The sequence below is a fragment of the Pseudomonas sp. 1 genome, from assembly GCF_056626735.1.
Genome location: NZ_JBWXMQ010000019.1, coordinates 1 through 26179, shown reverse-complemented (window position 1 = coordinate 26179; position 26179 = coordinate 1). Strand labels below are relative to the sequence as shown.

At 60.5% G+C, this 26179-nt stretch carries 31 protein-coding genes; 15 read left to right on the top strand and 16 right to left on the bottom strand.

Annotation, left to right across the window (positions count from 1 at the left end):
• Positions 1–121: 121 nt before the first annotated feature.
• Positions 122–913 (top strand): crotonase/enoyl-CoA hydratase family protein, encoded by a 792-nt coding sequence (locus AC1MDC_RS24310; RefSeq protein ID WP_480393837.1) that lies wholly within the window; start codon positions 122–124, stop codon positions 911–913.
• A 145-nt stretch (positions 914–1058) separates the two neighbouring features.
• Here the strand turns inward: AC1MDC_RS24310 and AC1MDC_RS24305 are convergent, their stop codons facing one another.
• Complete coding sequence (locus AC1MDC_RS24305) at positions 1059–1814, bottom strand: spermidine synthase (protein ID WP_085647568.1); 756 nt, start codon at positions 1812–1814, stop codon at positions 1059–1061.
• Positions 1815–1964: 150 nt separating this feature from the next.
• Between AC1MDC_RS24305 and AC1MDC_RS24300 the strand changes: the two genes are divergently transcribed.
• Entirely contained in the window at positions 1965–3311 is a 1347-nt protein-coding gene (locus AC1MDC_RS24300; RefSeq protein ID WP_064383296.1) for a class II 3-deoxy-7-phosphoheptulonate synthase, read from the top strand.
• 132 nt (positions 3312–3443) lie between these two features.
• Here AC1MDC_RS24300 and AC1MDC_RS24295 read toward each other — a convergent pair whose 3' ends face one another.
• Both AC1MDC_RS24295 and AC1MDC_RS24290 read right to left on the bottom strand, forming a co-directional pair.
• On the bottom strand, positions 3444–4670 hold the full coding sequence (locus tag AC1MDC_RS24295) for a winged helix-turn-helix domain-containing protein (RefSeq protein ID WP_085700041.1): 1227 nt from the start codon (positions 4668–4670) through the stop codon (positions 3444–3446).
• A gap of 64 nt (positions 4671–4734) precedes the next feature.
• Complete coding sequence (locus tag AC1MDC_RS24290) at positions 4735–4950, bottom strand: DUF1127 domain-containing protein (RefSeq protein ID WP_085700039.1); 216 nt, start codon at positions 4948–4950, stop codon at positions 4735–4737.
• A gap of 97 nt (positions 4951–5047) precedes the next feature.
• Between AC1MDC_RS24290 and AC1MDC_RS24285 the strand changes: the two genes are divergently transcribed.
• On the top strand, positions 5048–5902 hold the full coding sequence (locus tag AC1MDC_RS24285) for a LysR substrate-binding domain-containing protein (RefSeq protein ID WP_170929765.1): 855 nt from the start codon (positions 5048–5050) through the stop codon (positions 5900–5902).
• Here the strand turns inward: AC1MDC_RS24285 and AC1MDC_RS24280 are convergent.
• Positions 5892–6641: a sulfite exporter TauE/SafE family protein gene (locus AC1MDC_RS24280; protein WP_227233147.1), complete on the bottom strand. Its 750-nt coding sequence runs from the start codon at positions 6639–6641 to the stop codon at positions 5892–5894. The genes AC1MDC_RS24285 and AC1MDC_RS24280 overlap by 11 nt on opposite strands.
• Before the next feature lie 112 nt (positions 6642–6753).
• On the opposite strand from AC1MDC_RS24280, the gene AC1MDC_RS24275 reads away from it, so the two are divergent.
• The 4 genes from AC1MDC_RS24275 (at position 6754) to AC1MDC_RS24260 (ending at position 9997) form a co-directional block, all read left to right on the top strand.
• A complete protein-coding gene (locus AC1MDC_RS24275; RefSeq protein ID WP_227233148.1) occupies positions 6754–7710 on the top strand; it encodes a LysR family transcriptional regulator in 957 nt (318 codons plus the stop codon).
• Positions 7711–7793: 83 nt separating this feature from the next.
• The gene (locus AC1MDC_RS24270) at positions 7794–8258 is read left to right on the top strand and encodes a MarR family winged helix-turn-helix transcriptional regulator (protein WP_085700031.1); all 465 of its coding nucleotides are present in this window, start codon (positions 7794–7796) and stop codon (positions 8256–8258) included.
• Between the two features lie 272 nt (positions 8259–8530).
• A complete protein-coding gene (locus AC1MDC_RS24265; RefSeq protein ID WP_480393836.1) occupies positions 8531–8950 on the top strand; it encodes an organic hydroperoxide resistance protein in 420 nt (139 codons plus the stop codon).
• A 33-nt stretch (positions 8951–8983) separates the two neighbouring features.
• Positions 8984–9997 (top strand): alpha/beta hydrolase, encoded by a 1014-nt coding sequence (locus tag AC1MDC_RS24260; protein ID WP_085607156.1) that lies wholly within the window; start codon positions 8984–8986, stop codon positions 9995–9997.
• A gap of 65 nt (positions 9998–10062) precedes the next feature.
• On the opposite strand, the gene AC1MDC_RS24255 is transcribed toward AC1MDC_RS24260, so the two are convergent.
• Both AC1MDC_RS24255 and earP read right to left on the bottom strand, forming a co-directional pair.
• The gene (locus AC1MDC_RS24255) at positions 10063–10632 is read right to left on the bottom strand and encodes an elongation factor P (RefSeq protein ID WP_007955690.1); all 570 of its coding nucleotides are present in this window, start codon (positions 10630–10632) and stop codon (positions 10063–10065) included.
• A 48-nt stretch (positions 10633–10680) separates the two neighbouring features.
• Positions 10681–11823 carry an elongation factor P maturation arginine rhamnosyltransferase EarP gene (earP, locus tag AC1MDC_RS24250; protein ID WP_480393835.1) on the bottom strand — a complete coding sequence of 381 codons (1143 nt, stop codon included), beginning with the start codon at positions 11821–11823 and terminating at the stop codon, positions 10681–10683.
• A gap of 124 nt (positions 11824–11947) precedes the next feature.
• Here earP and AC1MDC_RS24245 point away from each other — a divergent pair, with 124 nt between their 5' ends.
• Entirely contained in the window at positions 11948–12355 is a 408-nt protein-coding gene (locus AC1MDC_RS24245; protein WP_227233151.1) for a hypothetical protein, read from the top strand.
• Between the two features lie 2 nt (positions 12356–12357).
• Positions 12358–12840 carry a GreA/GreB family elongation factor gene (locus tag AC1MDC_RS24240; RefSeq protein ID WP_085704410.1) on the top strand — a complete coding sequence of 161 codons (483 nt, stop codon included), beginning with the start codon at positions 12358–12360 and terminating at the stop codon, positions 12838–12840.
• Positions 12841–12862: 22 nt separating this feature from the next.
• Here the strand turns inward: AC1MDC_RS24240 and cysB are convergent, their stop codons facing one another.
• The 5 genes from cysB to AC1MDC_RS24215 form a co-directional block, all read right to left on the bottom strand.
• Positions 12863–13837, bottom strand: a complete 975-nt coding sequence (cysB, locus tag AC1MDC_RS24235; protein ID WP_085700020.1) for an HTH-type transcriptional regulator CysB — start codon at positions 13835–13837, stop codon at positions 12863–12865.
• A 113-nt stretch (positions 13838–13950) separates the two neighbouring features.
• Positions 13951–14454: a universal stress protein gene (locus tag AC1MDC_RS24230; RefSeq protein ID WP_007955683.1), complete on the bottom strand. Its 504-nt coding sequence runs from the start codon at positions 14452–14454 to the stop codon at positions 13951–13953.
• A 98-nt stretch (positions 14455–14552) separates the two neighbouring features.
• Positions 14553–15458 carry a 5'-nucleotidase gene (locus tag AC1MDC_RS24225; RefSeq protein ID WP_085700018.1) on the bottom strand — a complete coding sequence of 302 codons (906 nt, stop codon included), beginning with the start codon at positions 15456–15458 and terminating at the stop codon, positions 14553–14555.
• Positions 15459–15481: 23 nt separating this feature from the next.
• Positions 15482–16438: a putative 2-dehydropantoate 2-reductase gene (locus AC1MDC_RS24220; RefSeq protein ID WP_176247767.1), complete on the bottom strand. Its 957-nt coding sequence runs from the start codon at positions 16436–16438 to the stop codon at positions 15482–15484.
• Positions 16435–16821, bottom strand: coding sequence for a thioredoxin family protein (locus AC1MDC_RS24215; protein WP_085700014.1), 387 nt, complete (start codon positions 16819–16821; stop codon positions 16435–16437). Before AC1MDC_RS24215 ends, AC1MDC_RS24220 begins: the two co-directional genes overlap by 4 nt.
• Between AC1MDC_RS24215 and AC1MDC_RS24210 the strand changes: the two genes are divergently transcribed.
• Positions 16820–17263: a PilZ domain-containing protein gene (locus tag AC1MDC_RS24210; RefSeq protein ID WP_085700012.1), complete on the top strand. Its 444-nt coding sequence runs from the start codon at positions 16820–16822 to the stop codon at positions 17261–17263. The genes AC1MDC_RS24215 and AC1MDC_RS24210 overlap by 2 nt on opposite strands.
• Before the next feature lie 130 nt (positions 17264–17393).
• Entirely contained in the window at positions 17394–18470 is a 1077-nt protein-coding gene (locus AC1MDC_RS24205; RefSeq protein ID WP_011335309.1) for a 3-deoxy-7-phosphoheptulonate synthase, read from the top strand.
• A 68-nt stretch (positions 18471–18538) separates the two neighbouring features.
• Here AC1MDC_RS24205 and AC1MDC_RS24200 read toward each other — a convergent pair whose 3' ends face one another.
• On the bottom strand, positions 18539–18820 hold the full coding sequence (locus tag AC1MDC_RS24200; protein WP_007955658.1) for a GNAT family N-acetyltransferase: 282 nt from the start codon (positions 18818–18820) through the stop codon (positions 18539–18541).
• Between the two features lie 637 nt (positions 18821–19457).
• On the opposite strand from AC1MDC_RS24200, the gene oprI reads away from it, so the two are divergent.
• Entirely contained in the window at positions 19458–19709 is a 252-nt protein-coding gene (oprI, locus tag AC1MDC_RS24195) for an outer membrane lipoprotei OprI (RefSeq protein WP_011335311.1), read from the top strand.
• A gap of 124 nt (positions 19710–19833) precedes the next feature.
• Here the strand turns inward: oprI and AC1MDC_RS24190 are convergent, their stop codons facing one another.
• The 3 genes from AC1MDC_RS24190 to AC1MDC_RS24180 form a co-directional block, all read right to left on the bottom strand.
• A complete protein-coding gene (locus AC1MDC_RS24190) occupies positions 19834–20805 on the bottom strand; it encodes a L,D-transpeptidase family protein (RefSeq protein WP_064383316.1) in 972 nt (323 codons plus the stop codon).
• 150 nt (positions 20806–20955) lie between these two features.
• Complete coding sequence (locus AC1MDC_RS24185; protein WP_003226812.1) at positions 20956–21249, bottom strand: hypothetical protein; 294 nt, start codon at positions 21247–21249, stop codon at positions 20956–20958.
• Positions 21250–21306: 57 nt separating this feature from the next.
• Positions 21307–21912: an arylesterase gene (locus AC1MDC_RS24180; protein ID WP_007955652.1), complete on the bottom strand. Its 606-nt coding sequence runs from the start codon at positions 21910–21912 to the stop codon at positions 21307–21309.
• A 10-nt stretch (positions 21913–21922) separates the two neighbouring features.
• Here AC1MDC_RS24180 and AC1MDC_RS24175 point away from each other — a divergent pair, with 10 nt between their 5' ends.
• The 3 genes from AC1MDC_RS24175 to greB are packed head-to-tail and all read left to right on the top strand — an operon-like array spanning position 21923 to position 25642.
• The gene (locus AC1MDC_RS24175) at positions 21923–22606 is read left to right on the top strand and encodes an ABC transporter ATP-binding protein (protein ID WP_007955651.1); all 684 of its coding nucleotides are present in this window, start codon (positions 21923–21925) and stop codon (positions 22604–22606) included.
• A complete protein-coding gene (locus tag AC1MDC_RS24170) occupies positions 22606–25110 on the top strand; it encodes an ABC transporter permease (protein ID WP_480393834.1) in 2505 nt (834 codons plus the stop codon). Before AC1MDC_RS24175 ends, AC1MDC_RS24170 begins: the two co-directional genes overlap by 1 nt.
• A 34-nt stretch (positions 25111–25144) precedes the next feature.
• Positions 25145–25642 (top strand): transcription elongation factor GreB, encoded by a 498-nt coding sequence (gene greB, locus AC1MDC_RS24165; RefSeq protein ID WP_039770483.1) that lies wholly within the window; start codon positions 25145–25147, stop codon positions 25640–25642.
• A gap of 3 nt (positions 25643–25645) precedes the next feature.
• Here the strand turns inward: greB and AC1MDC_RS24160 are convergent, their stop codons facing one another.
• Positions 25646–25954, bottom strand: a complete 309-nt coding sequence (locus AC1MDC_RS24160) for a hypothetical protein (RefSeq protein WP_085607170.1) — start codon at positions 25952–25954, stop codon at positions 25646–25648.
• Positions 25955–26179 lie beyond the last annotated feature (225 nt).

The window sequence follows — 26179 nt, the reverse complement described above, 5'->3', positions numbered from 1 at the left end:
GGATAATCGGGCAAAGGTCTATTTTTCAAAGACCCCGGCCCTGCGGGCGATGGCGCTTAAACGATTCACCGACATGCGACATCCGGTCGCTGCACCCTTTCTTCCCTGCGAGGAAACACCCATGAATCAGCCCTGCCCCGGCCGCGTGAGCCGTGCGCGTGACGGTCACGTGTACTTGATCGGCCTGGACCGCGCCGCCAAGCGCAATGCCTTCGACCTCGACCTGCTCAACGATCTGGCCCTGGCCTACGGTGAATTCGAGGCTGATAAAGAAGCGCGGGTGGCGGTGGTGTTCGGACACGGTGAGCATTTCACCGCCGGGCTCGATCTGGTCAACGCAAGTTCCACCCTCGCCCAGGGCTGGCAGGTGCCGCCCGGTGGCTGCGATCCATGGGGCGTGTTCGTCGGCCCCCGGGTCAGCAAACCGGTGATTGTTGCGGCACAGGGTTATTGCCTGACCATTGGCATCGAGTTGATGCTCGCCGCCGACATCAACCTGTGTGCCAGCAACACCCGGTTTGCCCAAATGGAAGTGCAGCGCGGAATCTTCCCGTTCGGAGGTGCGACGCTGCGCTTTCATCAGATCGCCGGTTGGGGCAACGCGATGCGCTGGCTGCTGACCGGCGACGAGTTCGACGCTTATGAGGCCTTGCGCCTGGGGCTGGTGCAGGAGGTCATGGCCAGCGAGGATCTGCTGCCGCGCGCCATCGAACTGGCCGAACGGATTGCCCGGCAGGCGCCGCTTGGCGTACAGGCAACCCTGATGTCGGCGCGTCAGGCGCGCTACGAAGGCGAGACTGCGGCGGCAAAAAGCTTGCCGCCGCTGGTTAAAAAGTTGCTGGCCAGTGAAGACGCCAAGGAAGGTGTGCGCTCGCTGGTGGAGCGGCGACCCGGTGTCTTCAAAGGGATCTGAAATGGGTAGCGGTCATAGCGCCGCCTTCGCAGGCAAGCCCGCTCCCACAGTAACCGCGTCGTTCATAGACCTGTGTACGGCGCTAAAACTGTGGGAGCGGGCTGGGTCCGGGCGGCGATCCGACGAAGGGGCCATCACTGACAACTCAGGTCGCCGGACGGATGCAATTGATCAACGACTGCAACGAGTATCCCAGCTTCGGTGCCAGCGCTTCAGCTCGCGCGGTTAGCGCCTGCATGTCCAGCACCTGATCGAGATCCGCCGGCACGATCAGAATCACGTTGCCCTCCTTCACCGGCAGTTCCCAGTAATGCCGGTGATAGAGCCCGCGCAGCAGCGCCGCGCCCAAGGGTTTGCCGTCATCGGTGGCCCATTGATTGATCACCAGCCAGCCACCGGGATTCAGACGTTTCTGACAGTCACCGAGGAAATTCCACGCAAGGTGCCCGGCACCAGGGCCGACATCGGTGTACAGGTCGACGAAGATCAGATCTGCAGGTTCAGCGGTCGGCAGCAGCTCAAGGGCATCACCGACGCGGATGTACAGCCGTGGATCGTCATCAAGGCCAAGGTATTCGATGGCCAGGCGCGGTACATCCGGACGCAATTCGATGGCTTCGACATCTTCCAGCGGCAGGAACTTGAGGCAGGCCTGGGTCAGCGTCCCCGCGCCCAAGCCGAGAAACAGCGCACTCTCCGGTTGTTCATGGCACAGCGCACCAATCAGCATTGCCCGGGTGTAGTCGTACTCCAGCCAGCTCGGGTCGGCGGTAAACACGCAGCTTTGCTCGATCGCATCGCCGAACTCCAGAAAGCGGTAGTCGGCCACTTCCAGCACGCGAATCACGCCGAACTCATCCTGTACCTCGGCGAGCAACAGCTCGACGCGCTCCTCAGTCATTTCGTCTCCTGGTGGTCACCGGGCGCGGTGACGCGATGGCACCGCTTTGGTGCCGTGGCAAAGCGGCGATTGTCGGCGAAGCGGCGGGAGCAGGTCACGCACTAATTGCTGCTAACATGGCCGTCCGTGCGTAGAACCTTAGAGACCGTGATGAGCCAACCCTGGAGCCCTGACAGCTGGCGCGCCCTGCCGATCCAGCAACAACCCCAATACCCCGACGCCGCGCATCTGCGCCAGGTCGAGCAGACGCTGGCCAGCTACCCGCCGCTGGTGTTTGCCGGCGAAGCGCGCGAGCTGCGTCGTCAGTTTGCTGAAGTCACCCAGGGCCGGGCGTTCCTGCTGCAGGGCGGCGACTGCGCGGAAAGCTTCGCCGAGTTTTCCGCCGCGAAGATCCGCGACACCTTTAAAGTGTTGCTGCAAATGGCGATCGTCATGACCTTCGCCGCCGGCTGCCCTGTGGTGAAAGTCGGGCGCATGGCCGGTCAGTTCGCCAAGCCGCGCTCGGCCAACGACGAGACCATCGACGGCGTGACTCTGCCGGCCTACCGGGGCGACATCGTCAACGGCATCGGTTTCGACTCCGCCAGCCGCGTACCGGATCCGGAGCGTCTGCTGCAGTCGTATCACCAGTCCACCGCCACTCTCAACCTGCTGCGTGCCTTCGCCCAGGGCGGTTTTGCCGACCTGCATCAGGTGCACAAGTGGAATCTGGACTTCATCGCCAACTCGGCGCTGGCCGAAAAGTACAGCCATCTGGCCGACCGCATCGATGAAACCCTGGCGTTCATGCGCGCCTGCGGCATGGACAGCTCGCCGCAACTGCGCGAAACCAGTTTCTTCACCGCCCACGAAGCCCTGCTGCTGAACTACGAAGAAGCCTTCGTGCGCCGCGACAGCCTGACCAACGATTACTACGATTGCTCGGCGCATATGCTGTGGATCGGCGACCGCACCCGTCAGCTCGACGGTGCCCACGTCGAATTCCTGCGCGGGGTGAACAACCCGATCGGTGTCAAAGTCGGCCCGAGCATGAACCCTGACGACCTGATCCGCCTGATCGACGTGCTCAACCCGGACAACGATCCGGGTCGCCTCAACCTGATCGCGCGGATGGGCGCGAACAAGGTCGGCGATCACCTGCCGGCGCTGATTCGCGCGGTACAGCGTGAAGGCAAGCAGGTGCTGTGGAGCTCCGACCCGATGCACGGCAACACCATCAAGGCCAGCAGCGGCTACAAGACCCGCGACTTCGCGCAGATTCTTGGTGAGGTCAAACAGTTCTTCCAGGTTCACGAAGCGGAGGGCAGCTACGCCGGCGGTATCCACATCGAGATGACCGGGCAAAACGTCACCGAATGCATCGGTGGCGCGCGGCCGATCACTGAAGATGGCTTGTCGGATCGCTATCACACCCATTGCGACCCGCGAATGAATGCCGACCAGTCGCTGGAGCTGGCGTTTCTGATTGCCGAGACGCTGAAACAGGTGCGTCGCTGAGTTCGGAAACCTTCATTGTTTGATCGGGCCTCATCGCGGGCAAGCACGGCTCCCACAGGATCGAATTCGTACATTCAATTTTTTGAACGACTCGGTCACTGTGGGAGCTGGCTTGCCAGCGATGAGGCCGGTTCAGTCGCAGCCGATGTGGACCATAGCCAGCCGAAGCCGCCCCGCACTTTCCCGCTGACAATTGAGCTGCACCTGCTCAAGCCCCAACCAGTCCGCCATGCGCCGCAAGTTCAGCGCCAGTGCCAGCATCCCTGCATCATCCAGTCCCGTTTCTTCCTCGTGCACCGCATGCACTGCAAGGCGCCCCGCCGCCCGTTCGGCGCGCAGGTCAACCCGCGCCGCAATCCGTTCGTTGTGCAGGAACGGCAGCACGTAATAGCCGTAGACCCGCTTGTCCTGCGGGGTGTAAATCTCCAGCCGATAGCGAAAATCGAACAGTCGCTCGGTCCGGCTGCGTTCCCAGATCAGTGAGTCAAATGGCGACAGCAATGCACTGGCCTCAACCTTGCGCGGAATTTTCGGCTCGGGCAGGCAATAGGCGATTTGCCGCCACCCGGCGACTTCGCAGGTCAGCAATTGCCCGTCCTCGACCAGTTCGGCCAGACGCGGGCGGGCATCAGAGGGATTCAGTCTGAAGTAATCACGCAGGTCTTTTTCCGTGCCGACACCCAGCGCCTGCGCCGCATGCAACAGCAAACCGCGCTGCGCCTCGGCCTCATCGGGCAATGGCTGTTGCAGCACGGAGGCCGGAATCACTCGTTCCGGCAAGTCATACAATCGCTCGAAGCCACGGCGTCCGGCCACGGTGACTTCGCCAGCGGCAAACAGCCATTCCAGCGCATGTTTTTCCGCACTCCAGTCCCACCACGGCCCGGCCTTTTCCTTGCGGGTCGACAGGCTGCCGGCGCCCAGTGCGCCCTGCTCCCGGACCGACGCCAGCACCCGGCGGATTGTGTCCTGTTGCTCACGGCCGAATCGCGCCAGTTGCTGATAAATGTCCTCACCGCGCCTGGCCCGCTGCATGCGCCAGCCCATCAACGGATACATCGACAGCGGCAGCAACGACGCTTCATGGCCCCAGTATTCAAACAGCGAACGACGCCGCCCCGAACTCCAGGCAGCCTGGTCGAGCAAATCAGCAGAATAGGAACCGAGACGGGAGAACAGCGGAAGGTAGTGCGAGCGCACCACGGCGTTGACGGAGTCGATCTGCAACAGGCCGAGGCGTTCGATCAGCCGGTTGAGGTGCATGGCCTTGACAGCCGGCGGCTGGCGCCCGTGAAACCCTTGGGCAGCCAGCGCCAGACGTCGAGCCTGTTTAAGGGAAAAGGACAATGTCGCGGGCATGTGTACCTCCATGTCTGCTCGCAACCTACCTCACTGCAAAGGGGTTTGTGTAGCAATGGCCTCATCATTTATGCATCGGATCGTCCCAGAACGGCCTTACCGACTCATGTTCGACATCGGCTCGACTGACCCCGATGTCCTTAAGCGCTTCGTCGCTCAGACTGGCAAGCAACTCTCGTTCGCGGTGAAGTTCGTACCAGCGGCTAAACTTGTGCAGCAGATCGGAAATCAGATGGACCGGCACTCTGTCATCGCTCACATACACTTTTTGACCTTTCATCGTGTTGCCCTCCTTTAGGGATGGCTCAAGTCTCGCGCCGGAGCTACGATCAATCCAACGAATGTTTCTGATGGCATGCATCACGGAGATTCATCAATTGTCGGCGTACCCGAGTATCGATACCGATGTCCTGCGCACCTTTGTCGCGATTGCCGATCAGGGCGGTTTTACCCGTGCCGGCGAAATGGTCAACCGCACCCAATCGGCGGTGAGCATGCAGATGAAGCGTCTGGAGGAGGATGTGTTGCAGCGCCAGTTGTTCGAGCGTGACGGGCGCCAGGTGCGCCTGACCGCCGAGGGTCAAGTGTTGCTCGGTTACGCGCGGCGCATCCTGAAATTGCACAGCGAAGTTTTCAACACCCTGCGCGAGCCGCACATGGTCGGCACGGTGCGGATCGGCACGCCGGACGATTACGTGATGCGGTTTCTGCCGGGGATCCTGTCGCGCTTCGCCCAGTTCTACCCGCTGATCCAGATCGAAGTGCATTGCGAGTCGACCAAACAGTTGCTGCAACGCACGGACCTGGATCTGTCGATCGTCACCCGCGAGCCGGGCAACGAGATTGGCCAGTTGCTGCGCAAGGAACGTTTTGTCTGGGCCGAGGCGCAGAATTTCAGCGCCCACGAACAGACGCCGTTGCCGCTGGCGATGTTCAACAGTGATTGTTTCTGTCGCCTGTGGGCCTGCAATGCGCTGGACGCGATGGGCCGCGAATACCGGATTGCCTACAACAGCACCAGCCTGTCGGCGTTGATGGCTGTGGTGAGCGCGGGTCTGGCGATCACCGCGCAGCTGGAAAGCCTGATCACCCCGGACCTGCGCATTCTTGGGGCCGCCGAAAATCTGCCACTGTTGCCCGAGGCCAGCATCATGCTGATCCGCAACCTCAACAATCCCTCGCCGATCACCGAATGCCTGGCCGAGCACATCGTCGAAGGCTTCAAACTTTAAAGGCGAGCATCACCGCGGACAGCACCAGGAACCCGCAGAACAGCCCGCGCAGGAGTTTTTCCGGCATTGCGTGGGCCACTTTCACGCCCCAACTGATGCTGGCCAGCCCGCCAATGGCCAGCGGCAGGCCGATCATCCAGTCCACTTCGTGATGCACCGCGTACGTCACCAGCGTCACGCCGGTGCTCGGCAACGCCAATGCCAGCGACAGCCCCTGAGCGACCACTTGAGTGGTACCGAACAGGCTGGTCAACACCGGCGTCGCCACCACCGCCCCGCCGACGCCGAACAAGCCGCCCATGGCGCCCGACGCCGCGCCGAGCACGCCCAGCCATGGCCACGAATAACGCATCTCGGAAGTCGCTGTCTGACGCGCGCCAAACATGCGCACCAGGTTGTAGGCCGACAACGCTACAAGGAACGCGACAAAGCCGATGCGCATGGTTTGTGCGTCGATGCCCACGGCCCAGATTGAGCCGATCCACGCAAAGCAGAATCCCATCACTGCCAGCGGCAACGCATGGCGGAGTTCGATGCGGTTACGCTGGTGATAACGCCACAGCGCCAGCATCACATTCGGCACCACCATCACCAGCGCCGTGCCTTGGGCGATTTGCTGATCAAGCCCGAACCACACGCCCAGCAGCGGAATGGCAATCAAGCCACCGCCGATGCCGAATATTCCGCCCAAAGTGCCGAGGGCGGCGCCAAATACCAGGTACAGCATAAAATCGATCACAGCGGCATTCCTCATACGTCAGTCAGCGCATCGTACGCAGTCGGTGCTGGCACGGAAACGCATAGCAACGCACAATGGCTTTGCCAAATTCGCATAGGCGCTGAGCTGATCGATGAACCCCAATCAATTGACCGAACAACTTGGACTGTTCCTCGATGTGCTGGAGAGCGGCAGCTTTTCTGCTGCTTCACGGCGACATCCGCTGACGCCCTCGGCCGTCGCCCGGCGCATCGACAGTCTGGAAAGCGCTGTCGGCAGCCAGTTGTTTATCCGCAGTACTCATGCGGTGCGCGCCACGCCGGCCGGTCTTGCGTTTGCCGAACGGGCACGGCGCATCGTGGCGGAGTTGCAGCTGGCCCGGGCTGAAGCGGTGTCTCTAAGCAGCGCGCCGGAAGGCTTGATTCGGGTGGATGCGCCGGCGGCATTCGGGCGTCGGCATTTGGCCCCGGTGATTGCCGATTTTCTGGTGCTGTATCCGGGACTCGACGTGCAACTGCATCTGATAGACAGCTTCGTCGACATGGACGGCTCGAACCTGGGCAAGGTCGACCTGGTGCTGCGTGCCGGACAGATGGCCGACACCCGCCTGGTGGCCACGCCATTGGCGAGCATCGTGCGCATTGCCTGCGCCAGCCCCGACTACCTGAAGCGTCGGGGCGTACCGGGCGAGCCCGCGCAATTGAGCGAGCATGACGGCCTCGATTGGGACGGCCTCGCCCCACCTTTCGCCTGGCGTTTCGAGCAGGACGGACAGATGCAATTGCACCGCCCGGCACGGGTGCGCATGAGCGCCAACAACGCGGAAGCTTTGGTCTGCGGCGCACTGGCGGGGCTTGGGATTGCGCATCTGCCGACCTGGCTGGCCAGCGAATACCTGTTGCGTGGCGAGTTGCTGCCGCTGTTTTGTGAAAATGGCCTGCCAACACCGGAAAGCGCCGGTATTTACGCGCTGCGGCTGCAACAGCAGGCCAGCTCCCGCAGCCGTCTGTTGCTGGAATACCTCAAGACCCGGTTCAGCCCAGTGCCGCCGTGGGATCTGGCCCTGCAACGAGAGTTGGGCCGGCACTGACCGATTCGCCACCGGGCACAATTGTCTGGCGCATTAAAGATTCGAGCGCTAGATTCATCGGTATCACCGTTCAAGGCACCGACATGACCAACGACCGCAACACCTCCGATCACTGCGAAGACCTGCTGCTCGACAATCAGGCCTGCTTCGCCCTGCATTCCACTTCGCTGATGATGACCAAGGTCTACAAGCCACTGCTGCAAGCGCTTGGGCTGACCTATCCGCAATACCTGGCGATGATGGTTTTGTGGGAGAAGGATGGTTTGACCGTCGGAGAAATCAGTACGCGCCTGCTGACCGATCCGGGCTCGCTGACCCCGCTGCTCAAGCGTCTGGAGGGTGAAGGTTTGCTGAGCCGTACGCGAAGCCGTGAGGATGAGCGGGTAGTGATCGTTGAACTGACTGCCCAGGGACGCGCCTTGAAAGACAAGGCCCGAACCGTTCCACAATGCATCCTCGGTGCCAGTGGCTTCACGCTGGAGCGTCTGCAAAACCTGCAAGCCGAGTTGCAGGCCTTGCGGGGTCATTTGCAGGACAGCCTCGCTTAAGACCTTCCCTTCCCTTCGGGCGCAGCCTTGCGCCTGTAGGCGAATCGCCCCTTCCCGGCTTACCCACGAAAAAATTTTTCCTCTCGTTTACGTTAAAAAAAATCTTATATATCAAAAACTTGAGATCACGACTCCACCTGATCCAAGTGCCAATTGCCGATCTTTTCGAAAATTTATCTTGCGCGCTAAATATTCGCGCAGTACATTTACTTCGCACCTAGTTAGCGCGCAAACAATTAGCGCAACAAATCACACTTAATGAGGCTCACACCATGCAAACTCTCTACACCGCAATCGCAACTTCCACCGGCGGCCGTGACGGTCGTGCGATCTCCAGCGACAACATCCTCGACGTCAAACTGGCCACCCCGAAAGAACTCGGCGGTGCCGGCGGCGCGGCCACCAACCCTGAGCAACTGTTCGCCGCCGGTTACTCGGCCTGCTTCATCGGCGCGCTGAAATTCGTCGCCAACCAGACCAAACGCAAAATCCCGGACGACTCGTCGATCACCGCTCACGTAGGCATCGGCCAGATTCCTGGCGGTTTCGGTCTGGACATCGACCTGCACATCAGCCTGCCGGGCCTGGAACAGGCTGACGCGCAAAGCCTGGTCGACGCTGCGCACCAGGTCTGCCCGTACTCCAACGCCACTCGCGGCAACGTCGATGTGCGTCTGCACGTCACCGTGTAATCACTGACACTCAGGCCCGTACAGGAAATGAACATGAACACTTTCAGCAAAGTCTTGACCGGTACCCTTCTCGCTCTGTCCATCCACAGCGCATTTGCCGGGGAGGTTGAACACAACACCCAGGCGTTCCTCGATGTGCTGAATGCCGGCACCGGCAAACCGATGGAACAGCTGACACCCAAGGATGCCCGAGCCGTTCTGACCGGCGCACAGTCCGGGGTCAAACTGACGTTGCCCAAGGCGGACGTCAGCGAGAAGACCATCCAGGTCGATGGCCAACCGTTGAGCCTGACCATCGTCCGGCCGGCCGGAGTCAAGGGCGAGCTGCCGGTGTTCATGTTCTTCCACGGCGGTGGCTGGGTGCTGGGGGATTTCCCGACCCACGAACGTCTGGTGCGGGATCTGGTGGTCGGTTCGGGGGCGGCGGCGGTGTTCGTCAACTACACCCCTTCGCCGGAAGCGCATTACCCGGTGGCGATCAACCAGGCTTACGCGGCGACCAAGTGGGTGGCCGAACACGGCAAAGAAATCAACGTCGACGGCAAACGTCTGGCGGTGGCGGGCAACAGTGTTGGCGGCAACATGGCGGCAGTCGTCGCCCTGATGGCCAAAGACAAAGGCACCCCGGCGATCAAATTCCAGGTGCTGCTGTGGCCGGTAACCGATGCCAATTTCGATACGGGTTCGTATAACCAGTATGCCGAGGGGCACTTCCTCACCCGCAACATGATGAAGTGGTTCTGGGACAACTACACCACCGACGCCAACCAGCGTAACGAGATCTACGCCTCGCCGCTGCGGGCCACCACCGCACAGTTGAAAGGTCTGCCGCCTGCACTGGTACAGACTGCGGGGGCCGACGTACTGCGTGACGAAGGCGAAGCCTACGCCCGTAAACTCGACGAAGCCGGCGTGCCGGTAACCTCGGTACGCTACAACGGCATGATCCACGACTACGGTTTGCTCAACGTGGTCAGCCAGGTGCCGGCGGTGCGTTCGGCGATGCTGCAGGCTTCGGAAGAACTGAAGCAACACCTGAAGAAGTAATTTTCATCAGGTACAAAAAAGCCCGACTCAATGGTCGGGCTTTTTCTTTCCGCAAAAAACAGTGCTTATTTGGCACGGCCTTTGTAGGAACCGCCTTCGCGGGTATCGATCTCGATCATGTCGCCGATTTCGATGAAGTCAGCAACCGACAGCTCGGTACCGTTCTTCAGTTTGGCAGGCTTCATCACCTTGCCGGAAGTGTCACCGCGAGCGGAACCTTCGGTGTAGTCAACCTGACGCACGATGGTGGTCGGCAGCTCTACGGAAACCAGACGGCCTTCGAAGAATACCGCTTCGCAAACGTCGGTCATGCCTTCTTCCACGAATGGCAGAACGCTTTCGATGTCTTCGGCGTTCAGCTCGTACATGGTGTAGTCGGTGGTGTCCATGAACGTGTAGGAGTCACCGCTGATGAAGGACAGGGTCGCTTCTTTACGATCCAGGATCACGTCGTCCAGCTTGTCGTCCGCACCGTAAACGGTTTCGGTCTTGTAACCGGTCAGCAGGTTCTTCAGCTTGGTCTTCATGATCGCGCTGTTACGGCCCGACTTGGTGAATTCAGCTTTCTGAACCAGCCAAGGATCGTTGTCGATACGGATCACGGTACCGGGTTTGAGTTCTTTACCAGTTTTCATTGCGAATATCCGAATTTGGATGGGATTTACAAAAATCTAGGCCGCGTATCATATCCAATTTCGGTAAAACTGTACCAGCGCCGTCGCAAGATCCGCCTGCGAGGCCTGTTCCAGACACCACGCGCGGGCATTTTCCTGCAGTGCAGGCCAGTGTTTTCGGGCCTCGAGCCAGTGATCGCCGATAGGCTGCCCGGCACTCCAGGCGCGCCAGAGACCGTTCATCGCCTCGGCAGCTACGGGCGAAAGGCGCTTTGTGTAGAGCGCAAGGAAGGCGTCGAGCTTGTCGAGATGGATGTCTTCGTCCTGCTGATAGATGTGCCACAGCATCGGACGCCCCGCCCATTGCGCCCGGACAAACGAGTCCTCGCCGCGCACCGCATTGAAATCGCAGCACCAGAGCAATTGGTCATATTGATCCTGCCGGACGAACGGCAGCACCTGCACGGTCAGCGACTGACGCACATTGAAGTCGCCGACCGACAGTGACTCGACACCGAGCCAGCGCGCGACATCACCGAGAATCCGCCCTTCCGGCACCAGCAGATGAGTGGGCGTCGAGTCAGCGGCGAGTACATCCAGCCAACTGGCGAGTCCGGCATTCTCGTAGGCAAACAGCGAAATCAACTGCGCACCGGGCACAGGAACGATCCCCAGACCGTGCAGGAATTGTCGCTGCGCCTCGGGATCCTGCTGAAACTGCTGGCGCCGCTCCAGCAAACCGCTCTCACGCAAAAGGCCACCGGTCCCCGGCTGGAATCCCGGAAAGAAAAAGTACTTCTGCACCGACTTGTACTTCACTGACGGCAGACCGTGGCAACCGACCACCCAGTCTTCGGCACTGAGGTAGTCGAGGTTCATCCACAACGGCGGCTTCTGCCGCGCGGCCATGGCGTCCATGTAGAGACTCGGCAACTGGCAGGCAAACGCGGCGATCACTACGTCGGCGGCGTCCGTTTCCGGCCATTCAGCCGACCAGTGTCGGACTTCGACACCCTGCTGCCTTTGCTGGTCAAGATGGATGTCGATTTCCGGGCAGATGCGCTCGAAGGCGCGCAGGTCATCGACCCACAGTCGCACCGTCATTGCATGTTCACTGACCAGTTGCCGGGCCAGACGCCAGGTCACGCCGATGTCGCCGTAGTTGTCGACGACCGTACAAAAAATGTCCCAGCGGGTTATCGGTTGCGGCATTCAAGGCTCCCGTTGGCAAAAGCGCCGATTGTCCGCATAAATGTCTCCATGCAGAAGAGCCGACGGCAATTAATCTTCGTGCGACAATCGCCACTCGCCCGCATTCATCCGCCAGGAGGCAGCCATGCCCTATCGTCCCAATCCCCGTCGCCCCTTGCCTGTTCAGCTTAGCGCGCTGCAATTGACCGGCAGCATTGCGCTGGGTTTGTGGCTGGGTTTCCTGGCCATTGCGCTGACGTGCTGGCTCGCCTCGTCTCTCTTCAGCCATCAGTTGCAGCCGGTGGCGCAGGCGGTACAACAACTGAGCAAGCCTGCGGTGGCCGCCCAGCCACAGCCAGAACCTGAGCCACAAAACCGCCTGTTCGAGCAGTACGAAGAAAACCTGCGCAAGAACGAACAACAGGCACGCCTGGATCAGGCCCGAGGCAACACACGCAATCTGTCGAATCCCAAATGCCAGTTCTGGCTGCAACAGGATCAGACGGCCCCGAGCGAAAAAAGCCGCGCCAATGTCCTGCAATTCTGCGATTGATCATGAATAAACAGACGGTTCACCAACTGATTCTCGACAGGCTGCGCGTCGACCTCGACATCGCCGAACGCGCGGCGCAAACCGCTTACGAAACTGCGACCCACGAAGAGAACATCGCCGAAAACAAGTACGACACCCTGGGACTTGAGGCTTCGTACCTGGCGGCGGGCCAGGCAAAACGGGTCGAGGAGATTCGTCACTCGCTGGCGCTGTGCCAGAACCTGACGCTGCGTGCATACGACGATCAGCGAGGGATTGAAGTCGGCGCCCTGCTTGGTCTGGAAGACGAAAAAGGTCGCGAGCAATGGCTGTTTCTGGCACCGGATGCCGCGGGCTTGAAAGTCGACGTGGTGGGTCAGCCGATTACCGTCATCACCCCGCGCTCGCCGCTGGGGAAAAGCCTGCTGGGCAAGTTCGAGGGTGACGAGGTGGAGATTCTGGTGGCAGGCACCCGGCAACAGTTTGCTGTCACCGAGGTGCTGTAGACAGGCGCTTGGTGACAGGGGCTTAGTGGACCGGCAGTTCGACGCCTTCGAACAGCTCTTCCAGTTCCTGCTTGTTGTGGCACTGAATGGCCTTGGCCATGACATCGCGGGTCAGGTGCGGCGCGAATTTTTCAATGAAGTCGCACATGAAGCCGCGCAGGAAAGTGCCACGACGGAAACCGATCTTGGTCACGCTGGACTCGAACAGCTCGCTGGCATCGAGTACCACCAGATCGTTATCGAGTTTGGTGTCGACTGCCATTTTCGCCACGATGCCCACACCCAGCCCCAGGCGCACATAGGTTTTGATGACGTCGGCGTCGGCAGCGGTGAACACCACTTTCGGCGTCAGGCCGCGATGGCTGAAGGCTTCGTCGAGTTTCGAACGGCCGGTGAAACCGAACACGTAAGTCACGATCGGGTATTCGGCCAGCGCTTCGAGGGTCAGCTTCGGCAGCTTGGTCAGCGGGTGGCCCTGAGGCACGACCACGCAACGGTTCCAGCGGTAGCACGGCATCATCACCAGATCGCCGAACAGCTCCAGCGCTTCAGTGGCGATGGCGAAATCGACGGTGCCGTCAGCGGCCATTTCGGCGATCTGCATCGGCGAACCCTGGTGCATGTGCAGCGCCACGTCCGGGTATTGCTTGATGAAGTTGCTGATCACCGGCGGCAGTGCATAACGCGCCTGGGTGTGAGTGGTGGCGATCGACAGGGTGCCCTTCTTCTCGTTGGAGAATTCCTGAGCGATCTGCTTGATGCTTTCGACCTTGCGCAGAATCTCACCGGCAGTGGTGATGATGCGCTCGCCGGCCGGGGTGACGCGGGTCAGGTGCTTGCCGCTGCGGGCGAATACTTCGACGCCCAGTTCGTCTTCCAGCAGACGGATTTGTTTACTGATGCCCGGTTGCGAGGTGTAGAGGCTTTGGGCTGTAGCGGAAACGTTGAGGTCGTGGTGCGCCACTTCCCAGATGTAGCGCAATTGTTGAAGCTTCATATGAATCCCTCAAAGCAGGTAGACGCCACGGGCATCAGCGACGATATATAACTATATTAATGGTTTGAATAATAAATCTAGAACTTTTTTATCAAAGGGCCATTATTCCTGCTTCAGCGATCCTCCCGACGCCGACGCTCCACCAACGGCACCAGATAAACCGGCACCTTGGACAATTGCAGCAGCCGTGCTGCCGTTCGCCCCAGGGGTGTCTCCGCCCCGACCCCATGGCTGTGACTTCCTACGATCAGCAAATCGACAGAGAGTTTCTGCACCTGATCGAGAATCACCTGTGACGGATCGCCCTGCAGCACCCGTACCGCGCGTATCCGCTGCAGGTCCTGCTCGCCCTCGTCCCCCAGCTCTTCACGAAAGCTGTCGAGCACCCGTTGCTCGATATTGGCGATAACGGTTTTCAGACCCTGACTGTGGAATTCGTTCAATGCCTGTTCGTCGAGATAGCTCTGCAACACCGATTCGGCAAACAGCCCCATGGGCTCCACCGCGTGCACCACGTACAGATCGGCATTGAACGTTCGTGCCATTGCCAAGGCATGCTGCATCACTAACGGTGCGTACAGACCGAGGTCAGTGGCATACAGCATCGAACGAATCATATGACCTCCTCGCGTGCCAACATGGCGGAGATTTGATTCAGCTTAGCAGTGCCTTCGCGAGTACGACGTGCGACGCAACGTCTTGAACAACGTGCGCTCTAGACCGCCGGTTCGTTGCTGATGCCGTGGGGTACGTGACCGGTTGCCACGACTTCCCGGGCCAACTCGCAGTGGCCGGCCTGATCGTCGAAAAACACGTCGGCGGCGAAGGCTTCGAGGAACGCCGATTTGTTCAAGCCACCGAGAAACAGCGATTCGTCCAGACGAATGTCCCACTCACGCAAGGTGCGAATCACCCGCTCGTGGGCCGGAGCCGAACGCGCAGTGACCAGTGCCGTACGGATCGGGCATTCCTCATCGGAGAATTCGCGCTGCAACAGATTGAGTGCCGCGAGGAAGCCCTTGAACGGACCGCCGCGCAACGGTTCGCGCGCGGATTCACGCTCCTTGGCCTGGAAGGCTTCGAGGCCACCGGATTGATAAACCCGTTCCGACTCGTCGGAAAACAGCACCGCGTCCCCGTCGAAGGCGATGCGCAATTCATCGCTGGCCGCACGGCTGGCGCCGCCGGACAGAATGGTCGCCGCCGCAAAACCGGCATCCAGTGCGGCGCGCACGTCTTCGGCATGGGTGGAGAGAAACAGGTCGCAACCGAAAGCCTTCAGGTACGGATAAGGACTGCGCCCGCCGACAAACGCAGCACGGGAAATCGCCAGGCCGTAATGACCAATGGAATTGAAAACGCGCAGGCCGGTGTCAGCACTGTTGCGCGACACCAGAATCACCTCGACCCGGGCGCGGCCGAGGCGACTGTTGAGGTTGAGCAGTTTTTCCACCAGCGGAAAGGCATCGCCCGGCGCGAGAATTTCGTCTTCGTGATCGATCTGATATTGCCGGTAGGCTTCCACGCCACTCGACTCATACACCTTGTGACTTTCGCTCAGGTCGAACAGGGCACGGGACGAAATCGCCAGCACCAGTTTGTCATCGATATTCTTGGCCATGCCTTTCCCCCCGTGCGACCGGTTTATACGTTGCGCCGATCGATAAAGCTCAATGTGCGATACAACGACTCGATACGCGGCAACTCGCAGCCTGCCGCTTTTGCCGCCGCCAAAGGACGAGCGTAGATCGCCTCCAGCTCCAGCGGTCGCTTGTGCAAAAAGTCGTGGTACATGCTCGGCCAATAGTCGGGCATTTTCTCGGTCATCATGAACAGGTATTCGGCGTAACCGGGCGGCATGTCGTGGCCGCAGGCCTTGGCGCCCTGCACCACTTCAGCCATCAGCGCCTGAATCAATGCGCGGCTGTCAGTGTCGGCCATCAATGGCGTGGTGCCGGCACCGAGCAACACCGAAAGCCCGTTGTAGGGAATGTTCCACACCAGCTTCTGCCAGCGCGCCTGATGCAGGTTCGGCATCGCCTGGGAGTCGAGACCGGCGGCCCGAAACAGGCCGGCGCCCTCCTCGACGATCGCCATGCGCGCCGCTTCATCCGGTGCCGGGCCGCTGTGATAACCGACGTTCACCGCCCCCAGCGCCTGGTGAGTGACCTGCCCCGGCCCTTCACGGTGGACGCAGATCAGGCACAAGCCGCCCAGCAAATGCAGGGAATCGGGCAGCAATGCACGCAAGCTGTCTTCGACATCGAGGCCGTTTTGCAACAACAGCACTTTCGCGTCGGGTTTCGCCGCCTGAATGATCGACGGTGCCAGCCCGGCATTGCTGGTGGTCTTGGCGCCGACCAGCAGCCAGTCGCAGGGCGGCATGTCTTCTGCTGACGAATAGGCCTGCACCGGGTTTAGCGTCAATGCGCCATGCACGGCACTGTCCACTTGCAAGCCGCGCTCGGCGACTGTTGAAAATTCACTGCGCAATAGAAAGTGCACATCGAACCCGGCCCGGGCCAGCATCACTCCGTAAAACCCTCCGATGGCGCCGGTGCCAATGATCCCCACCACCGGTTTGTTAACTGCTCCCATCACGGCAACTCCTCTGCAATTCGACCCAGCGCCTGCGCCACGGCTGCGTTCAGCTCATCGACATTCAGGCGCGTGTGCACTGCCCCAAAAAACTCGCCGTCGCGCACCACAAACAGCGCCGGCAAATGAAAGACCTGATAACGCTCGACCAGTCCGCCGTTGTCACCGGCATCGATCCAGCACACGCGATCGACGGTCAAGTCGAACCCCGGCAACACTTCGCGGGCATAGCGACAACTGGCGCAGCCGACACTGGTGAAGATCACCAGCGAAACGCCGTCCATCGCCAGCAGCCGTTGGTCGGCGTCGAAATCGGTCAGCTGCGATTCGACCACTATACTGGGGGAAACAATGTCAAATGGCCGACACAGGGAGTCTGTGCTCATGGGACGGTTTATTCCTCATCCGGATGATGTGCCCGTTGAATTGACCTTGCTCACACCGGAGTGTATTTCGCGTCAACGGCTGCACACTATCAGCCTCGGCGGCATCGCTTGCAATTACCACCGTGCCTGGCGCCATGGCACCGCCTTGCAGGTACGCATGCCGACCCTCAACGCCGACATCTGTTATCCGGGCTACGTGGCCTGGTGCCTGCGACGTAAAAAAGGCTATCTGGTGGGCATCGCCTTCACCGACGAACAGACGCTGTTCAGTGCGCGAATGGGTGAACAGGTGTGTCAGATCGAACGCTATTGCCGACTCAACGATGCCCACGACGATCTCCAGGATATTCAGGCCCTGGCCCTGCAATGGGTCGAACAACACGCCGACGAGTTCTCTCACGACACCGTTCGCAAAGCTTTTGCGCAGCCAGTGCCGGACTGAACAGTTACTTGCCCATTGTCTAGCAGGCGCCTAACGCGATAAGGTTCGGCTCCCCGACGCGCTTAAATCCGCTGTGCTCCGCCGCGCGGGGATCGCTGGCGGCCGGCACCCGTGACCTGACGAGTAAACGATGGCTGATTTACCGATCAACGACCTGAACGTCGCTTCCAACGAGACCCTGATCACTCCTGATCAGCTCAAGCGTGATATCCCTCTGAGCGACGCTGCCCTGCGCACCGTCACCAAGGGTCGCGAAGTCATCCGCAACATTCTCGATGGCACTGACCATCGTCTGTTCGTGGTGATCGGCCCCTGCTCGATCCACGACATCAAGGCTGCCCACGAATATGCCGATCGCCTGAAAGTGCTGGCGGCAGAAGTGTCGGACACCCTGTATCTGGTCATGCGCGTTTACTTCGAGAAGCCACGGACCACCGTCGGCTGGAAAGGCCTGATCAACGACCCATACCTGGATGACTCGTTCAAGATCCAGGACGGTCTGCACATCGGTCGCCAGTTGTTGCTGGACCTGGCCGAGAAAGGCCTGCCGACTGCCACTGAAGCCCTCGACCCGATCTCCCCGCAGTATCTGCAGGACCTGATCAGTTGGTCGGCCATCGGCGCACGGACCACCGAATCCCAGACCCACCGCGAAATGGCTTCCGGCCTGTCCTCGGCGGTCGGTTTCAAGAACGGCACCGACGGCGGCCTGACTGTGGCAATCAACGCCTTGCAGTCGGTTTCCAGCCCGCACCGTTTCCTGGGCATCAATCAGGAAGGTGGCGTGTCGATCGTCACCACCAAGGGCAACGCCTACGGTCACGTGGTGCTGCGCGGTGGTAACGGCAAGCCGAACTACGATTCGGTGAGCGTCGCCCTGTGCGAGCAGGCGCTGAACAAGGCGAAGATCAAGCCGAACATCATGGTCGATTGCAGCCACGCCAACTCCAACAAGGATCCGGCCCTGCAACCGCTGGTGATGGAGAACGTTGCCAACCAGATCCTTGAAGGCAACCAGTCGATCATCGGCCTGATGGTCGAGAGTCATCTGAACTGGGGCTGCCAGGCGATCCCGAAAGACCTCGCCGACCTGCAATACGGCGTGTCGATCACCGATGCGTGCATCGACTGGTCCGCTACCGAAAACACCTTGCGCAGCATGCACGCCAAGCTCAAGGATGTCCTGCCGAAACGTCAGCGCGGCTGACAGCCGTTTCGCAGGCATAAAAAAACGCCGGGCATTGCCCGGCGTTTTTGTGTGTGCGGTGAGGTCAGTCAGATCTTGGCGGTGCGCCGCTGATGACGCTCCATATAACGCTCCACGTAGGAGCACGAAGGAATGACCGTGTAACCCATTTCATCGGCGTACTGCAACGCCCGTTCGGTCAGGGCAGCCGCGATGCCTCGGCCACGCAAGGCGTTGGGCACGAAGGTGCGGTAGATATCCAGGGTCTGTTTCCCCAGATCCATATAAGTCAGATAGGCACGATGACCGTCCACATTGGTCTCGAACTGATGACCAGCCTGGTCATGGTGGATGGACAACGCCTCGCTCATCACTACTCCTCGCGGGTCTCGAATTCTGACCCCTACCTTACCGATGTTTTCCCGGCGAAGGAACATCTACGCCACCCTGTGCCTGATGGACACCGAGAAGAACTGCACCGATCTCGCGCAACCCGAGCACGTATCAAATAGTAGGCACCATTGGCGAAAATGCTCAAGGTACGCTCGTCTTTACTCAGATCGACGGGGCAATTTCAGTGGACTCAGGTCCGGTTCGGGAGACGATCTTCCCGAGCCGAAAGGCTGAACATCGCCGGATGTTGAGACTTAAGACGAGCCCCCTGTTTTAAAGTCACCTCAACATGGACAAAGATATGCGAGGCGCTGCGCAAATTCGCAACAGAAGTGTGGACGAATCCATATAGACAGACTTTAGCCACTACCTGCAAAACAGCGAAGGGCAACGGGAACTTTTTCTCATTAACTCACTCATCTCGCGGCTTACAGGTGGATATTTTTTATACAGCCCAGTTAAAAGTTGCTCGAAAAAGAATCAACGCCTACAATTTTTTTTGCTTCTTGCCTCACGTCAGTTTACTTACTACAAGTAATGGGTAGTATGTACGCCGGCTATTTCCTCAATCGGAGGAGACAGCCACTTAATTGAAAGTCCTTGAAGGGGAACACGATGAACAACGTTCTGAAATTCTCTGCTCTGGCTCTGGCCGCAGTTCTGGCTACCGGTTGCAGCAGCGCATCGAAAGAAACCGAAGCACGTCTGACCGCTACTGAAGACGCAGCTGCTCGCGCCCAGGCTCGTGCAGACGAAGCTTACCGTAAAGCTGATGAAGCTCTGGCTGCTGCTCAAAAAGCACAACAGACTGCTGACGAAGCTAACGAGCGTGCTCTGCGCATGCTGGAAAAAGCTAGCCGCAAGTAATAGTCCTTCGGGATTGTTATCAAGCCGACCCGTTTTTCGGGTCGGCTTTTTTTGTGCCTGCGGTTTTCGGCAGGCAACAAAAAACCCGCCGCTGCGCAAGCCTCGGCGGGTTTCATCTTTCAGCTTATTGCTGCAGGTCGATCGGTGCGCTGGAGACCATTGGCGCCGAGGTGTTCGGTGTGCCGATTTCGGTGGGCAGGCCATCTTCGGCCGCCACCACATCACGCACCACATCCCAGTTCATGCGCAGGTTGTTGGTGATGTCTTCGCGCTTGAGCATCGCGTTGATCACGGCGGTGTGCTTGTCGACCACCGACGGGTTGCCCTTGTCGTCGATCGGCGTGTGCGCTTCCAGATAGATCTTGCCGCCACTGCGACCGAACTTGTAAGCGTCGTTGAGGATTCGTACCGAAGTACCCACCGGCACCATGCTGGCCATTTCCAGCACGTTGTTGTTGAACATGCGGAAACAGCCATGGCTGGTACGCATGCCGATACCGAACTTCTTGTTCGAGCCGTGGATCAGGTAGCCCGGCGTGCCCAGAGTGAACTTGAACGGACCCAGCGGATTGTCCGGACCCGCCGGCACCACGTTCGGCAGCGGATCACCGTCAGCGGCGTGTTCCGCCTTGATCGAGGCCGGTGGCGTCCAGGTCGGATTCGGTGTCTTGGCAGTGATCGTGGTGTGGGCGATCGGCGAGCCCCAGCCTTCACGACCGATACCCAGCGGGAAGGTGTACACCACGTTCCGGCCTTTCGGGTAGTAGTAGAGGCGGTATTCGGCGAGGTTGATCACAATGCCTTCACGCGGGCCCGGTGGCAGGATGAAGCGGGTCGGAAGAACGATTTCGGTGCCGGCGCCCGGCAGCCAGGCATCGACGCCCGGGTTGGCCGCGACCATTTCCGAATAGCCAAGATCGTAAGTGGTGCCCAGATCGGCAAAGGTGTCTTCGTACTTGGCCTTGATCACCTGCACCTGGCCGATGATGTCTTCACCAGGCGGTGGCAGGGGAAACTCCAGTGCGGCAACGGGACCGGCCACGCACAGGGCGGCAAGAGACAGGCAGCGGGTGACGGCAGGAAAACGCGGCAACATCCGGAGAATCCTTCGCAAGATCGACAAGGGTAATAAGAACGCGATTGTACACCGCGCCCAGAGAATTCGGGGAGATGCGCCGATGGGCTGGCATCACTCTTCATGATTGAAGCTGGCGCTAGCTCCGACTGCATTCGGAGATGGCTGAGCTTAAAGCTCGAAACGCAACTCGGGCCAGATCGGCGAGGTGCCGCGCTTCTGCGATTCAAGGATCGCCCGGCACAGCGAGCACAGGCGCTGATCCTGAAACACCCGGCGATCCACGCTCGACCAGCGCGGTTGCGCCGGCAGCAGACTGCCGCACAGGGTCCGGTCTGCCGAGCCGCCGAGCTCCAGTTGACGGGTCACCAGATGCACCCGCACTTCCTGGCAGGCGAACAGATCCAGCTGTTCGTCAGGCTCGATCAGTTGGTAGGCGAACAGGGACCAGGCAGGACGCGGCATCGGGGGCTCCAAATAAGGGGGCGCCACATTAGCCGAAAGCCTGCCGCTAGAAAAGCCTCATAGCAGCGGTTTTAGCGTCGGCCAGACATTTTCCAGCAACTTGCCCTGAGCCCCGGCTGCCGGGTGCAGACCGTCGGCCTGCATCAGGTCCGGATGCCCGCCCACGCCGTCGAGGAAAAATGGCACCAGCGGGATTTTTTTCTCCTCGGCGAGTTTGCCGTAAACCTCGGCAAAGGCATCGGTGTAGCGCTTGCCGTAGTTGGGCGGCAATTGCATGCCAAGCAACAGCACCTTGGCACCGCTCTGCCGGGAGCTGTCGATCATCGAAGCAAGATTTTGTTGCAATTGCGTGGGCGGCATTCCGCGCAGGCCATCGTTGCCGCCCAATTCGAGGATCACCAGTTCCGGTTTGTGCTCTGCAAGCAGCGCAGGCAGCCGCGCCTGGCCTCCGGCACTGGTGTCGCCACTGATGGACGCATTGACCACTTTGTCGTCAAACCCTTCGGTCTTGAGCCGCTGTTCGAGTAACGACACCCACCCCAGCCGGGTATCCAGTCCGAAACCGGCGCTGATACTATCGCCAACGATCAGGACTGTACCCGCCGCTGCGTTCTGGGCCATGCACATCAAGGCCAGGCCAGCACTCAAAAACCACACACGCATCGGATTCTCCATGGGCGCAAGCATTCTCACCGCGAAGAACCTTAGCAAAGTGGTTCCCAGCGCGGAAGGTGAACTGACCATCCTGCACGAACTCAGCCTGGAACTGAACAAGGGCGATAGCCTGGCCATCGTCGGCGCGTCCGGTTCCGGCAAATCCACCCTTCTGGGTCTGCTTGCCGGCCTCGACCTGCCGAGCAGCGGCGAAGTGACTCTCGCCGGGCAAGGCCTGAGCAATCTCGACGAAGACCAGCGCGCGCGCATTCGTGCCGAGCATGTGGGTTTCGTCTTTCAGTCGTTCCAGTTGCTCGACAGCCTCAACGCGCTGGAAAACGTCATGCTGCCGCTGGAGCTCGACGGCCGCAAAGACGCCAGAAGCCGCGCCACCGAACTGCTGCAACGGGTCGGCCTCGGCCAGCGCCTGACTCACTCGCCGCGCCAACTCTCCGGGGGTGAGCAGCAACGCGTTGCAATTGCCCGGGCCTTCGCCGCCGAGCCGGACGTGCTGTTCGCCGACGAACCCACCGGCAACCTCGACAGTCACACCGGCGAGCGCATCAGTGACTTGCTGTTCGAATTGAACAAGGAACGCGGCACCACCCTGGTGCTGGTGACCCACGATGAACGCCTGGCCCATCGGTGCCGGCGCCTGATCCGTCTTGAAGCCGGCCTGTTGGTCGCCCCTCTGGAGCCTTGATGGCACGTCTGCCGCTGTTGCGTCTGTTCAGTCTCGCCCTGCGCCAACTGATGCGCGATGCCCGCGCCGGTGAACTGCGGGTGCTGTTTTTCGCCTTGGTCGTGGCGGTGGCGGCGAGTACCGCGATCGGTTATTTCGGCGCCCGCCTCAACGGCGCAATGATGCTGCGCGCCACCGAGTTTCTCGGCGCCGACCTGTCGCTCGAAGGCAGCTCGCCAGCCCGACCGGAGCAGATCCGGAGCGGCACCGAGCTGCGGCTGGACCATGCGCAGGTGGTGGAGTTTTCCAGCGTCATCGCTACGGACAACGGCATTCAGCTCTCCAGCATCAAAGCTGTCGACCGCGCCTATCCGCTGCGCGGCGAGCTGAAAAGCGCCCCCGCCCCTTACGCGACGGAAGAAGCCGGAGGCGAGCCGCAGCCCGGTGAAGCCTGGGTCGAAGCACGCCTGCTGACGGCGCTGGACCTGAAAATCGGCGACAGTATCGACGTCGGCATGAAGACATTGAAACTGACGCGAGTGCTGACCTACGAGCCCGATCGCGCGGGCAACTTCTACAGCCTCACACCACGCGTAATGATCAACCTCGACGATCTCGCCGCGACCGGCGTGGTGCAACCCGGCAGCCGGGTGAGCTATCGCGAACTCTGGCGCGGTGAGCCGCAAGCGCTGGAAACCTATCGTCAACTGATCAAACCGGGCCTCGCCGCCAACCAGCGGATTCAGGATGCCCGCGACGGCAACCGACAGATCGGCGGCGCACTGGGCAAGGCCGAACGTTATCTGAACATGGCCAGTCTGGTCGCCGTGCTTCTGGCGGGGGTGGCGGTGGCGTTGTCGGCCAACCGCTTTGCCAGTCGACGTTTCGATGCCAGCGCCCTGCTGCGTTGCCTGGGCTTGTCGCGCCGGGAAACCCTGGTGCTGTTCAGTCTGCAACTGACAGTGCTCGGCCTGCTCGCCAGCCTCAGCGGCGCCCTGCTCGGCTGGCTCGCACAATTGGGATTGTTCGCGCTGTTGCATGATCTGCTGCCGACCGACGTACCGCCGGGTGGCTTGCTGCCGGCGCTCGCCGGAATCGGCACCGGACTGGTCGCCCTGGCAGGTTTCGCCCTGCCACCGCTCGCCGCACTGGGCCGCGTGCCGCCATTGCGGGTATTGCGCCGGGACATGCTGCCGATTCCGTCGAGTACCTGGATGGTCTATGGCGCGGCACTCGGCGCGCTTGGGCTGATCATGTGGCGCCTGAGTCTGGACCTGCTGCTGACATTCGCCCTGCTTGGCGGTGGCGTGGTGGCCGCGCTGGTGCTCGGCGGCTTGCTGCTGTTGCTGCTGCAGAGTCTGCGTCGCCTGCTCGCACGCGCGTCCCTGCCGTGGCGGCTTGGTCTGGGTCAGTTGTTGCGCCATCCTTTGGCGGCGGCTGGCCAGTCATTGGCCTTCGGGCTGATTCTGCTGTCCATGGCTTTGATTGCACTGCTGCGCGGCGAACTGCTCGACACTTGGCAAAACCAGTTGCCGAAAAACGCACCCAACTACTTCGCTCTGAACATCCTGCCGGCGGACAAACAGGCCTTCACCGATCACCTGATCAATGTCTCGGCCCAGGCCGCGCCGTTGTATCCGGTGGTGCCGGGACGGCTGATCAGCATCAATGGCGAGGCGGTGCAGCAGATCGTCAGCAAGGATTCGGCCGGCGACCGTGCCATCCAGCGCGACCTGAGCCTGACCTGGTCGGCCGACCTGCCGGCGGGCAATAAAATCACCGCCGGCTCGTGGTGGACCGGTCAACCTTCGGATGACGTTCCGGGCGTTTCGGTCGAAGGCAAAGTGGCCGAAAGCCTGAAACTCAAACTGGGCGATCACATGGTGTTCAGCGTCGGCGGGGTCAATCGCGAGGCGAAGGTCACCAGTCTGCGGGAGATCAACTGGGACAACTTCCAGCCGAACTTCTTCATGATCTTCCAGCCCGGCACCTTGAAGGATCTGCCGGCGACTTACCTGACCAGCTTCTATCTGGCGCCCGGCCACGATCAGCAGATTGTCGAGTTGTCGCGAGCGTTTCCGGCGGTGACCATCCTGCAGGTCGAAGCCTTGCTCGAACAGCTGCGCAGCATCCTCGCCCAAGTCACCCTGGCGGTGGAGTATGTGCTGTTGTTTGTGTTGGCGGCGGGGATGGCGGTGTTGTTTTCAGGGTTGCAGGCAACGCTGGATGAACGCATTCGCCAGGGGGCGCTTTTGCGTGCGCTGGGTGCCGAGCGGCAATTGTTGATCAAGGCGCGACGGATCGAGTTCGGCTTGCTCGGCGCGGTCAGCGGATTGCTCGCGGCCATCGGTTCGGAAGTGGTGAGCCTGGTGCTGTATCGCTTCGCCTTCGATCTGCCTTGGCATCCCCATCCGTGGTTGCTGCTGTTGCCGTTGATCGGCGCGGCGCTGATTGGTGGCGCCGGGGTGTTCGGCACACGGCGTGCGCTCAACGCCAGCCCGCTGACAGTGTTGCGTGAGGGTTGATAGACTCCAGCCGTCTCCCTCAAAAGAACTTGCCATGAGCCGTTATCGCCCTCCCCGCACCGCTGGCACCGCGCTGATCACCCCTGAGGGTGAAGCGCGGATGCGGGCCGAATTCCATGAGCTGTGGCATGTGCGCCGTCCGCAAGTGACGCAATCGGTCAGCGAGGCAGCGGCTCAGGGTGATCGTTCGGAAAATGCCGAGTACACCTACGGCAAGAAAATGCTGCGCGAGATCGACAGTCGCGTGCGTTTTCTCACCAAACGCCTTGAAGCGCTCAAAGTGGTCAGCGAAAAACCGAGTGATCCGAACAAGGTCTATTTCGGCGCCTGGGTGACCATCGAAGACGAGGACGGCAAACAGTCGCGCTATCGCATCGTCGGCCCGGACGAACTGGACCTGAAACTCGGCCTGATCAGCATCGACTCACCACTGGCCCGCGCCCTTATCGGCAAGGCGCTGGATGCTGAAGTGCGAGTACAGACGCCGACCGGCGAACAGTTCGTCTACATCGTGGCGATCGAATATCCCTGACGCTCAGCGCCGGGTAATCAGGCCCTGGCGTGCGACGCGGGTCAGTTGGCGAATCATTTCCGGCGCTTCTTCAAGACTCGGAGCCTGAATGACGGCCAGATCGAAGCTGTCATCGGCAAAACGCGCCAGCGACTCACCGTCTTCGACAAACTGGATCAGAAATGCGGCAGGACCGCCGCTGCGACGTGGCCAGCCATCGAGATAACGCAACAGCGTCGGCTGATGTTTGCCGCCAAGCAGGATTTTCGGATTGCGCTGGGTGATGTGTGCCGTGATCGGCGCGGGACGTGCTGGAGGGCGTAGTGCATTCATCGTGTCGTGTCTCTGCCTCAAAAGTCTGCATGGCAGGTGAGAGGCAACACCGAACCAGCGCTTTAGCGGTATTTCGAAGCCCTGTTCCGGCTTCTGACGGCAACTGAAGAATAGTCACCTGGCGCCCCGCAAGTAGCTGTTTAAATCGGCGCATGAGCGGCATCCTAGAGAACGTGACCGGCCAGTGTCAAGAATCAGCCGCAACAAAAAAAGCCCGCATAATGC